The organism is Streptomyces niveiscabiei (assembly GCF_001419795.1).
GTDB lineage: Bacteria > Actinomycetota > Actinomycetes > Streptomycetales > Streptomycetaceae > Streptomyces > Streptomyces niveiscabiei.
The window spans coordinates 1-11,497 of record NZ_LIRL01000860.1 but is presented as its reverse complement, the minus strand read 5'-3'; the positions used below and the strand labels follow the sequence as shown (position 1 = coordinate 11,497).

Annotated in this window: 9 protein-coding genes and 1 pseudogene; 8 read left to right on the top strand and 2 right to left on the bottom strand. The window is 70.5% G+C overall.

Annotated features, from left to right (window positions below):
- The first annotated feature begins 66 nt into the window (after positions 1-66).
- Positions 67-2,040 (top strand): ATP-dependent DNA helicase, encoded by a 1,974-nt coding sequence (locus AOK24_RS35655; RefSeq protein ID WP_055724117.1) that lies wholly within the window; start codon positions 67-69, stop codon positions 2,038-2,040.
- A 165-nt stretch (positions 2,041-2,205) separates the two neighbouring features.
- Here the strand turns inward: AOK24_RS35655 and lexA are convergent, their stop codons facing one another.
- Complete coding sequence (lexA, locus tag AOK24_RS35650; protein WP_055724116.1) at positions 2,206-2,985, bottom strand: transcriptional repressor LexA; 780 nt, start codon at positions 2,983-2,985, stop codon at positions 2,206-2,208.
- Between the two features lie 543 nt (positions 2,986-3,528).
- On the opposite strand from lexA, the gene nrdR reads away from it, so the two are divergent.
- Positions 3,529-4,074 carry a transcriptional regulator NrdR gene (gene nrdR / locus AOK24_RS35645; protein ID WP_055724115.1) on the top strand — a complete coding sequence of 182 codons (546 nt, stop codon included), beginning with the start codon at positions 3,529-3,531 and terminating at the stop codon, positions 4,072-4,074.
- A gap of 170 nt (positions 4,075-4,244) precedes the next feature.
- A complete protein-coding gene (locus tag AOK24_RS35640; protein WP_055724114.1) occupies positions 4,245-7,142 on the top strand; it encodes a vitamin B12-dependent ribonucleotide reductase in 2,898 nt (965 codons plus the stop codon).
- A gap of 92 nt (positions 7,143-7,234) precedes the next feature.
- On the opposite strand, the gene AOK24_RS35635 is transcribed toward AOK24_RS35640, so the two are convergent.
- Complete coding sequence (locus AOK24_RS35635) at positions 7,235-7,768, bottom strand: TerD family protein (protein ID WP_055724113.1); 534 nt, start codon at positions 7,766-7,768, stop codon at positions 7,235-7,237.
- Between the two features lie 140 nt (positions 7,769-7,908).
- On the opposite strand from AOK24_RS35635, the gene AOK24_RS35630 reads away from it, so the two are divergent.
- The 5 genes and pseudogenes from AOK24_RS35630 to AOK24_RS51540 form a co-directional block, all read left to right on the top strand.
- Positions 7,909-8,514: a YdbC family protein gene (locus AOK24_RS35630; protein ID WP_055724112.1), complete on the top strand. Its 606-nt coding sequence runs from the start codon at positions 7,909-7,911 to the stop codon at positions 8,512-8,514.
- Between the two features lie 107 nt (positions 8,515-8,621).
- Entirely contained in the window at positions 8,622-9,281 is a 660-nt protein-coding gene (locus AOK24_RS35625; RefSeq protein ID WP_055724111.1) for a histidine phosphatase family protein, read from the top strand.
- 11 nt (positions 9,282-9,292) lie between these two features.
- Positions 9,293-10,225 carry an ADP-ribosylglycohydrolase family protein gene (locus tag AOK24_RS35620; RefSeq protein ID WP_055724110.1) on the top strand — a complete coding sequence of 311 codons (933 nt, stop codon included), beginning with the start codon at positions 9,293-9,295 and terminating at the stop codon, positions 10,223-10,225.
- A 295-nt stretch (positions 10,226-10,520) separates the two neighbouring features.
- Complete coding sequence (locus AOK24_RS35615) at positions 10,521-11,222, top strand: ribonuclease HII (RefSeq protein ID WP_055724109.1); 702 nt, start codon at positions 10,521-10,523, stop codon at positions 11,220-11,222.
- Positions 11,223-11,290: 68 nt separating this feature from the next.
- A pseudogene (locus tag AOK24_RS51540) lies at positions 11,291-11,497 on the top strand (hypothetical protein); the annotation flags it as partial.

Here is an 11,497-nt window from a genome sequence, read left to right as displayed (position 1 = left end):
GATCCCACCCCTCAGCCCCCGATCGGCCGCACGATTGTCAGTCCCGGGCCGTAGGGTGGTCGCGCTATGACGAAGCCCTCTCTCCCCGAACTCCTGCATGCCGCCGTCGCCTCCGTCGGCGGCGCGGAGCGTCCCGGTCAGGTGACCATGGCCGAAGCCGTCGCAGAGGCGATCGACGACGGCTCCCATCTGCTGGTGCAGGCCGGCACCGGCACCGGAAAGTCGCTGGGATACCTCGTCCCCGCGCTCGCGCACGGCGAGCGGGTGGTGGTCGCGACCGCCACCCTCGCCCTCCAGCGCCAGCTCGTGGAACGCGACCTCCCGCGCACGGTCGACGCCCTGCACCCCCTGCTGCGCCGCCGCCCGGAGTTCGCGATGCTCAAGGGCAGATCGAACTACCTGTGCCTGCACCGGCTGCACGAGGGCGTGCCGCAGGACGAGGAGGAGGGCCTCTTCGACCAGTTCGAGGCGGCGGCCCCCTCCAGCAAGCTGGGCCAGGACCTGCTGCGGCTGCGCGACTGGTCGGACGAGACGGAGTCGGGCGACCGCGACGACCTCACCCCGGGCGTCTCCGACCGCGCGTGGGCGCAGGTGTCGGTCTCCTCCCGTGAGTGCCTGGGCGCCTCCAAGTGCGCGTACGGCGCGGAGTGCTTCGCCGAGACGGCCCGCGAGCGCGCCAAGCTCGCCGAGGTCGTCGTCACCAACCACGCGCTGCTCGCGATCGACGCCATCGAAGGCGCCCCGGTCCTCCCGCAGCACGAGGTCCTGATCGTCGACGAGGCGCACGAACTGGTCTCCCGGGTCACCGGCGTCGCCACCGGCGAGCTGACCCCGGGACAGGTCAACCGCGCGGTGCGGCGTGCCGCCAAGCTGGTCGACGAGAAGGTCGCCGACCAGCTCCAGACCGCCGCCGAGGGCTTCGAGCGGCTCATGGAACTGGCCCTGCCCGGACGCCTCGAAGAGCTGCCGGAGGACCTCAACTACGCCCTGATGGCCCTGCGCGACGCGGGCCGCGCGGTGATCTCCGCGCTCGGCACGACCCGCGACAAGTCCGTCCAGGACGAGGACGCGGTCCGCAAGCAGGCGCTGGCGTCGGTGGAGACCGTCCACGACGTGGCGGAGCGCATCGTGCAGGGCTCCGAGTACGACGTCGTCTGGTACGAGCGCCACGACCGCTTCGGGGCGTCCCTGCGCGTCGCGCCGATGTCCGTGTCGGGCCTGCTGCGGGAGAAGCTCTTCGCGGACCGCTCGGTCGTGCTGGCCTCGGCCACGCTGAAGCTGGGCGGCGACTTCAACGGCGTCGGCGCGTCCCTCGGGCTCGCCCCGGAGGGCGTCGAGGGCGAGGACCTGCCCCAGTGGAAGGGCGTCGACGTCGGCTCGCCCTTCGACTACCCCAGGCAGGGCATCCTGTACGTCGCCAAGCACCTCTCGCGCCCCGCGCGCGACGGCGACCGCGCGGACATGCTGGACGAGCTCGCCGACCTCGTCCAGGCGGCCGGCGGCCGTACCCTCGGCCTGTTCTCGTCGATGCGGGGCGCCCAGCTCGCCGCCGAGGAACTGCGCGTGCGCATGCCGGAGTTCCCGATCCTCCTCCAGGGCGAGGAGACGCTCGGCGAGCTGATCAAGAACTTCGCGGCGGACCCGAGGACGTGCCTGTTCGGCACGCTCTCGCTCTGGCAGGGCGTCGACGTGCCCGGGCCCAGCTGCCAGCTCGTCGTCATGGACAAGATCCCGTTCCCGCGCCCCGACGACCCGCTGATGAGCGCCCGGCAGAAGAAGGTCGAGGAGGCCGGCGGCAACGGCTTCATGTCCGTCGCCGCCACCCACGCGGCCCTCCTGATGGCCCAGGGCGCCGGCCGCCTCGTCCGCGCGACGGGCGACCGGGGTGTCGTGGCCGTCCTGGACCAACGCCTCGCGACCGCGCGCTACGGCAGCTATCTGAAGTCCTCCATGCCCGACTTCTGGTACACGACGGACCGCAACCAGGTCCGCAAGTCCCTCGCGGCGATCGACGCGGCGGCGAAGCAGGCAGGGGCGTGAGGGCGTGAAAGAGGGGGCGAGCCACGACTCGCCCCCCAGCACCTCAGGACCCCCCAGCACCTCAGGGCACCGTGAGAAGACAACACAGGGCCCCGGAACCGGCGCAGGGATCCCGGGGCCCAGTCAACAGGGCGGAGGCGCAGGAAGGCTCGCCCGCACACCGCCTCAGACGCGGCGCAGTACGGCCACCACCTTGCCGAGGATCGTCGCGTCGTCGCCGGGGATCGGCTCGTACGCGGCGTTGTGCGGAAGCAGCCACACATGGCCGTCCTCGCGCTTGAAGCGCTTGACCGTCGCCTCCCCGTCCAGCATCGCGGCGACGATGTCGCCGTTCTCGGCGACGGGCTGGCGCCGGACGGTCACCCAGTCGCCGTCACAGATCGCGGCCTCGATCATCGAGTCGCCGACGACCTTCAGCACGAACAGCTCACCGTCGCCCACGAGCTGACGGGGCAGCGGGAAGACGTCCTCGACGGACTCCTCCGCGAGGATCGGGCCACCGGCGGCGATCCGGCCGACCAGCGGGACGTACGACGCGGCGGGCTTGCCCGCGGTGTCCGTCGGCTGCACGGAGACCGACTGGTCGGAGCCGCGCACCTCGTACGCGCGCGGGCGGTGCGGGTCGCGGCGCAGGAAGCCCTTGCGCTCCAGGGCCATCAGCTGGTGCGCCACCGAGGACGTGCTGGACAGGCCGACGGCCTGGCCGATCTCCCGCATGGACGGTGGGTAGCCGCGCCGCTGCACGGAATCCCTGATGACCTCGATCACCCGCCGCTGCCGGTCGGTCAGGCCCGAGCTGTCCGCCCGGATGCCTGGAGGTCGGCCCGGCAGGGAGCGCTTGTGCCCCTCGGGACTGGTGGCTTCGTTCATCGCGTGCACCGGGTCGAGCCGGCCCTGGGAGCGGTCCTGGGCGGTGATGGTGGCACTGTCTGCGGTGGTGGTCACGGCGGCCCCTCTCGATGGTCTCCCTGCTTGACAACGGTAGTTGCTTTCGAAAGGTTGCGCCAAACACACGTTCGAGTGAAAAACCCCGAAGAGTTGGACTTGATCATGTGTCCAGGTGTATGGCTCACGCCGTGTCCGGCGTGCGGAACGGGCTGACGTCGTACCCTTCACCGCCGCCATCGGCGGCCCTTGCGGGCCGTCGTCCCAGTCTGCCAGCCGATGCTCCGTCCGGCGGGGATCAAGCCCCGAGTCCCACCTCTCCTCCCTCCCGCGCGCACGCAATCTCCCCATGTGCCCAGGTGGCGTCCCGCGCGCGTGTGCGCGTGGAGACGTCGTCGGGCGCCCTGTCGGCGCGACACGCGGGAGTGGCCTGGGTTTATTCGTCAATCCCCCACATCTAGTGGTTGGATTGGCGCCGTGGCCCAGAAGTTGTGGTGCCCCGTGTATTCGCACCCCCGGGGATCGCCTATGCTGGGGGCTGCTTCGTGAGGCCCGAGGGGCCCGTGAGGCCATCGAGTCTGCTGTGAGGAGGGTTGGGAATCCATGCACTGCCCCTTCTGCAGGCACCCCGACAGCCGTGTGGTCGACAGCCGTACGACCGACGACGGCACGTCGATCCGCAGGCGCCGTCAGTGCCCTGACTGCTCCCGTCGTTTCACGACGGTGGAGACCTGCTCACTGATGGTGATCAAGCGCTCCGGAGTCACCGAACCCTTCAGCCGTACCAAGGTCATCAACGGTGTGCGCAAGGCGTGCCAGGGACGGCCTGTCACCGAGGACGCCCTCGCCCAGCTCGGCCAGCGGGTCGAGGAGGCCGTACGGGCCACCGGAAGCGCCGAGCTGACGACCCACGACGTGGGGCTGGCCATACTCGGCCCGCTACAGGAGCTCGACCTCGTCGCCTATCTGCGATTCGCCTCGGTCTACCGGGCGTTCGACTCGCTGGAGGACTTCGAGGCCGCGATCGTGGAACTCAGGGACCAGACGGGACCCCCGGCCGCGGACGACGACGTCCGCGCGGGCGCGGTCCCGGAGGACACCGGCGGGAGGGCCGTTCAGGTGCCCCAACCCGCCGCCACCGCCGACTGATCCGGCGGCCGGCGACCGGGCGGAGACACCGGGGCCGGCCGGACGGCGGCGATGAGGAGACCTGTTGCGGGCGGAAGGATTTTTCGGCTGCCCGCAACTTCAGAAATCACACTGTGTCACGGGAACAACGTGGCATTTCTGGGCGTTTTTGCCTGTACCAGGGAGGCGGCATGACAGAGACGGCGAGCGGTCCGGCACGAGGTTCCCGAGCCAAGGGCGCCAAGGCCACCAAGGGCCTGCGCATCGAGCGCATCCACACCACCCCCGGCGTGCATCCGTACGACGAGGTGGTCTGGGAGCGCCGTGACGTCGTCATGACCAACTGGCGCGACGGCTCGGTCAACTTCGAGCAGCGTGGCGTCGAGTTCCCCGACTTCTGGTCGGTGAACGCGGTCAACATCGTCACCAGCAAGTACTTCCGCGGAGCGGTCGGCACCCCCCAGCGCGAGGTCAGCCTCAAGCAGCTGATCGACCGCATCGTGAAGACGTACACGAAGGCCGGTGAGGACCACAAGTACTTCGCCTCGCCCGCGGACGCGGAGATCTTCGAGCACGAACTGGCGTACGCCCTCCTGCACCAGATCTTCAGCTTCAACAGCCCCGTCTGGTTCAACGTCGGCACCCCGCAGCCCCAGCAGGTGTCCGCCTGCTTCATCCTGGCCGTCGACGACTCCATGGAGTCGATCCTCGACTGGTACAAGGAAGAGGGCATGATCTTCAAGGGCGGCTCCGGCGCCGGCCTGAACCTCTCCCGCATCCGCTCCTCCAAGGAACTCCTCTCCTCCGGCGGCAACGCCTCGGGCCCGGTCTCCTTCATGCGCGGCGCCGACGCCTCGGCCGGCACCATCAAGTCCGGCGGCGCCACCCGCCGCGCCGCCAAGATGGTCGTCCTGGACGTCGACCACCCGGACGTCGAGGACTTCATCGCCACGAAGGTGAAGGAGGAGGAGAAGATCCGCGCCCTGCGCGACGCGGGCTTCGACATGGACCTCGGCGGCGACGACATCACGTCGGTCCAGTACCAGAACGCCAACAACTCGGTCCGTGTGAACGACGAGTTCATGACCGCTGTCGAGAACGGCACCGAGTTCGGCCTGCGCGCCCGCCTGACCGGCGAGGTCATCGAGAAGGTCGACGCCAAGGCGCTCTTCCGCAAGCTCGCCGAGGCCGCCTGGGCCTGCGCCGACCCGGGCATCCAGTACGACGGTGTGATCAACAACTGGCACACCTGCCCCGAGTCCGGCCGGATCACCGCGTCGAACCCGTGCAGCGAGTACATGCACCTGGACAACACGTCCTGCAACCTCGCCTCGCTGAACCTGATGAAGTTCCTGAAGGACGACGGCAAGGGCGAGCAGTCCTTCGAGGCCGAGCGCTTCCAGAAGGTCGTCGAACTCGTCATCACCGCGATGGACATCTCCATCTGCTTCGCCGACTTCCCCACGCAGAAGATCGGCGAGAACACCCGCGCCTTCCGCCAGCTCGGCATCGGCTACGCCAACCTCGGCGCCCTCCTGATGGCGACCGGCCACGCGTACGACTCCGACGGCGGCCGTGCCCTCGCCGGCTCCATCACCTCCCTGATGACCGGTACGGCCTACCGCCGCTCCGCCGAACTCGCCGCGGTCGTCGGCCCGTACGACGGCTACGCGCGCAACGCGGACGCCCACAACCGCGTCATGAAGCAGCACGCGGACGCGAACGGCGCCGCCGTCACCATGGACGACCTCGACACCCCGGTGTGGGCCGCGGCCACCGAGGCCTGGCAGGACGTCCTGCGCCTCGGCAAGCAGAACGGTTTCCGTAACGCCCAGGCATCGGTCCTCGCCCCGACCGGCACCATCGGCCTCGCGATGTCCTGCGACACCACCGGCGTCGAACCCGACCTCGCCCTGGTCAAGTTCAAGAAGCTGGTCGGCGGCGGCTCGATGCAGATCGTCAACGGCACCGTCCCGCAGGCCCTGCGCCGCCTGGGCTACCAGGAGGAGCAGATCGAGGCGATCGTCGCCCACATCGCCGAGCACGGCAACGTGATCGACGCGCCCAGCCTCAAGACCGAGCACTACGAGGTCTTCGACTGCGCCATGGGCGAGCGCGCCATCTCCCCGATGGGCCACGTCCGGATGATGGCCGCGATCCAGCCCTGGATCTCCGGCGCCATCTCCAAGACGGTCAACATGCCGGAGACGGCGACCGTCGAGGAGGTCGAGGAGATCTACTTCGAGGCCTGGAAGCTCGGCGTCAAGGCGCTCGCGATCTACCGCGACAACTGCAAGGTCGGCCAGCCCCTCTCCGCGAAGACCAAGGACTCCAAGGACAAGGAGAAGACCGAGGTCACGGAGAAGGCCGAGGCGGCGATCCGCGAGGCCGTCGAGAAGGTCATCGAGTACCGCCCGGTCCGCAAGCGCCTCCCCAAGGGCCGCCCCGGCATCACCACGTCCTTCACGGTCGGCGGCGCCGAGGGCTACATGACGGCCAACTCCTACCCGGACGACGGCCTGGGAGAGGTCTTCCTGAAGATGTCCAAGCAGGGCTCCACCCTCGCGGGCATGATGGACGCCTTCTCCATCGCGGTCTCCGTCGGCCTCCAGTACGGCGTCCCGCTGGAGACGTACGTCTCCAAGTTCACCAACATGCGCTTCGAGCCGGCCGGCATGACCGACGACCCGGACGTGCGGATGGCCCAGTCGATCGTCGACTACATCTTCCGCCGCCTGGCGCTGGACTTCCTGCCCTTCGAGACCCGCTCCGCGCTCGGCATCCACTCCGCCGAGGAGCGCCAGCGCCACCTGGAGACCGGCTCGTACGAACCGGCCGAGGAAGACGTCGACGTCGAGGGCCTGGCCCAGTCCGCGCCGCTCCAGACGGCCCCGGCGGCCGTCGCCGCCCAGGCCGCCCCGGTCGCCGTGCCCACCCCCAAGCAGGCCCACACCAGCGCCGAACTGGTCGAGATGCAGCTCGGCATCCAGGCCGACGCCCCGCTCTGCTTCTCCTGCGGCACGAAGATGCAGCGCGCCGGCTCCTGCTACATCTGCGAGGGCTGCGGCTCGACCAGCGGATGCAGCTGACCCGTGAACGCTGGCACTGACCGATAGGTGCCAGAGGTAAGGGGCGCCGGCCATGGCCGGCGCCCCTTACATCGTCGTACACGTGTGCCCCGTCAGGACGGGCGGATCGTCCCCATGACGCGGGTGAAGTCGGCCGGGTCGTCCTCGAAGCCGTGGACGCCGTCGTGGAACTCCCAGCCGTCCTTCGGGTCGCGGACGAACGCGGCGACGGTGGCGGCCGTGGAGCCGAGGATGTCGCCGAAGTCGCCCTCAGCCAGGACGTTGTAGCCCTCGCGGATACGGAACCTCGGGTTGGCGACGCTGACGAACGTCCGGTGGCCGGGGCGCTGCTGGATCACGACGCCGACCACGACACGGCCGTAGCGCGCGTCCAGGCGGTCGAGTTCGAGCGTCATCACCTCGTCCCAGCCGAAGCCCTTGCCGTCCTTGCTGTCCCGGTTGAGGTAGATCGTGCCGTCGGGCGACCGGCTGTCGAAATGCACGACGAAACCGGGAGCGCCCTGCGGATCGCTCTGGAGGTACGTCCCGGCGACCACGTCCAGATCGGTCGCGGGCTGCCCCGCCGGACTGGGATCCCACTTGACCGAGATCTCCACCTTGCGGATCCCCTTGATGAGGCCGTTCATCAGGCTTCCCCTTCTCCCCTGCGCTTCGTGGCCCGAACTGCCCGGTCATCAGGGCCGGTTGCCCATCCTGCCACGTGCATGTGCGCGAGCGCCCGGCCGAGGGTGACCGGCGCCACGCCCCGGGGCCTTACCATGGCGCGGTGCTGGTCAAGTGGATTCGCTGCACCGTGGTGGACCGCCGAGGTTTCGAACGGGGACAGCGGAAGTGGGCGGGGCTTCTGGGGGAACCGGGATTCCGCGGACAGGGCGGCGGCTGGAGCCGGAGCCGTCCCGCGGTCGCGCATGTCTTCGCCTTCTGGGAGAGCCGCGCCTTCTACGACTCCTTCATGGCCCGCTCCCACGACCGGCTCGCGGCCTCCCAGGTGGGCACCTTCCGCGACGCCCAGGTGCGCCTCTTCGACCACCGCTTCGACGTCAAGACCGGCTTCGAACCCCGCTTCACCGACGCCGACCTGCTGCGCGTCGCCCTCTCCCGGGTCCACGAGGAGCGCGCCGAGCACTTCACGCTGATGCAGGAGAAGGTCTGGAACCCCGCGATGGCCGGCTCGCCCGGCATGGTCCGCGGCCTGTTCGCCGAGGCGCCCGGCAACGAGTTCATGGTCCTGTCCATGTGGCGCTCCGAGGCCGAGCACGGCAAGTACCGCACCGAACGCATCGAGCGGCTCGCCCTGCGTGCCCAGATCGAGGCCGACATCGCCGCCCTCACCGGGGACATCGTCGAGATGGAGTCCGCCTGGACGGTCTGAGGCCGCCGCGCAGGTGCCCGCTCCGCATGTGCCCGTTCCGTGTGACCTACGCCGTATGGGGCCCGTACGGGTGCTCGAAACCGCGTGACTCGATCTAGGGTTTCGGCATGGCACGACCACGGCGCATCGTCCTTGTCCGGCACGGGGAGTCAACGGGCAATGTTGATGACACCGTCTACGAACGCGAACCCGACCACGCGCTGGCCCTCACCGACAAGGGCCGGCGCCAGGCGGAGGCCACCGGGGAGCGGATCCGGGAGATCTTCGGCGACGAACAGGTCAGCGTGTACGTCTCCCCCTACCGGCGCACCCACGAGACCCTGAGCGCCTTCGGCCTCGACCCCGCGCGCATACGCGTGCGCGAGGAGCCCCGGCTGCGCGAACAGGACTGGGGCAACTGGCAGGACCGCGACGACGTACGCCTCCAGAAGGCGTACCGCGACGCCTACGGCCACTTCTTCTACCGGTTCGCCCAGGGCGAGAGCGGCGCCGACGTGTACGACCGGGTCGGCGGCTTCCTGGAGAGCCTGTTCCGCAGCTTCGAGGACCCCGACCACCCGCCGAACGTCCTGATCGTCACCCACGGCCTCGCCATGCGGCTGTTCTGCATGCGCTGGTTCCACTGGACCGTCGCCGATTTCGAATCCCTGTCGAATCCCGGGAACGCGGAGATGAGGATGCTCGTTCTAGGGGATGACGGCAGGTACACCCTCGACCGGCCGTTCGACCGCTGGCGGAAACCGGAGCCCTACGGCGTCACCGGATAGGGTGACCCGCGATGACTCCCGCCCCTTCCGTCCCCTCCGACCCTTCTGTCCCTTCGACCGGCGGGCGCCTGGCACGCGCCCTGAACAGCCTGCGCGGGCTGTCCGTGGGAGACGCCCTAGGCTCCCAGTTCTTCGTCCCGGAGAACTACCCGCTGCTCGCCCGCCGCGAGCTGCCGCCCGGCGACTGGCAGTGGACCGACGACACGGAGATGGCCTGCTCCGTCGTCGCCGTCCTCGCCGCCCACCACCGCGTCGACCAGGACGCCCTGGCCCGCTCCTTCGCCGTCCACCACGACTTCGACCGCGGCTACGGCCCGGCCGTCAACCGGCTCCTGCGGCTCGTCCGCGAGGGCGGCGACTGGCGGGAGCTGTCCGCCGCGCTCTTCGACGGCCAGGGCTCCTGGGGCAACGGCGCGGCCATGCGCATCGCCCCGCTCGGCGCCTGGTACGCCGACGACCCCGAGCAGGCCACCCACCAGGCCGAGATCTCCGCCTACCCCACCCACCAGCACCGCGAGGCCGTCGCCGGCGCCATGGCCGTGGCCGCCGCCGCGGCCCTCGCCGCCTCCGCCGACGGCCCGCCCGCCCCCGGGGCCCTCCTCGACGGGGTCCTCGCCCTCGTCCCGCGCAGCGCCGTCTCCGCGGGCCTCAGGCGGGCCCGCGACATGCTCGACTACTCCGACCCGGGCACCGTCGCCGCCGTCCTCGGCTGCGGCCGGCGCACCACCGCCCACGACACCGTCCCCTTCGCCCTCTGGTCGGCGGCGCGCGCCCTCGGCGACTACGAGTCGGCGTTCTGGACGACCGCCCAGGCCGGCGGGGACGTCGACACGACCTGCGCGATCGTGGGCGGCATCGTCGCGGCGGGGAGCGCGGGGGCGCCGCCGCAGGAGTGGGCGCGGCGTACGGAGGCGTTCCCGGGGTGGCTGCGGGCGGGGGCGTGAACGACGGGGCGTGAGGTGAGCGGTGGGGGCGTGAACCGTACGCCGGGACGCCTCGGTCACGTCTCATACGATCATCGGCTCGCATTGTCGTTCACTTCACGTGTGCGACGGGGCGCGACCCGGGATGCGGTCGCGCCGCCGCCGTACCCGTTCGCCGGAGCGGGGAAACGCGAGGCCGTGAACAGCCTTCCCGCGAGGCCCTTTGCGGTGCGGCAGCGAACTGTCGCCGCCGTGTCCGCCGCCGGACGGGCCGGGGTGTCGAGCACCGAGCGCGGCGGCGTAGGCTAAGACCGCCATGCCGTACGAACCACCCACTCACACCGTCGAGCGCTCCCTTCGCGCGACGACCGGAGCGAAGGTCATTGCCGGTGTCGACGAGGTGGGCCGGGGAGCCTGGGCCGGCCCCGTCACCGTCTGCGCGGCGGTCACCGGACTGCGCCGGCCCCCCGAGGGCCTCACCGACTCCAAGCTCCTCACCCTCAAACGCCGCACCGCGCTCGCCGCGCAACTCCAGGGGTGGGTGACGTCGTACGCCCTCGGCCACGCGTCGCCCGAGGAGATCGACGAGAAGGGCATGACCGCGGCCCTGCGACTCGCCGCGGTCCGCGCCCTGGAAGCCCTCCCGGTCCGGCCCGACGCCGTCATCCTCGACGGCAAGCACGACTACCTCGGCACGCCCTGGCGGGTCCGTACCGTCATCAAGGGCGACCGGTCGTGCGTGGCGGTCGCGGCGGCCTCGGTGATCGCCAAGGTCCAGCGCGACAAAATGATGGCCGAACTGGGTGTCGACCATGCAGACTTCGGTTTCGCGGACAACGCCGGGTATCCGTCACCCGTGCACAAGGCCGCGCTGGAGGAGCGGGGGCCCACCCCGTACCACCGGCTCTCGTGGGCCTATCTCGACGGGCTGCCGCAATGGCGGCACCTGAAGAAGGCCCGCAGTTGGGCGGACGGGAGCGCTCCGGAGATCGAGGGCCAGCTCGGCTTCGACTTCTGACGCGACCGCTCGTACTGATGTGCCACCCCCTGGCGCGTGTCGCACCAGCGTTTGATAAAAATCAGCTCATGCCTCTCATTCCCGAGGAGCCTCAGATTCACGAGAGTGCCCAGGGTCCCCGCGCCACTCCGGCCGTCGGCCGCAGCGCGCAGACCCCTCGTCCCGTACCCGGCCCCCGTCCCGCGGCCCCGCCGCGTCCCGGTCGTCCGGGGCCCCGGCCCACGGCCCCCGCGCAGCGCACGCCGCGCGACACGGCCCCTGCCGCCCCCGCGGCG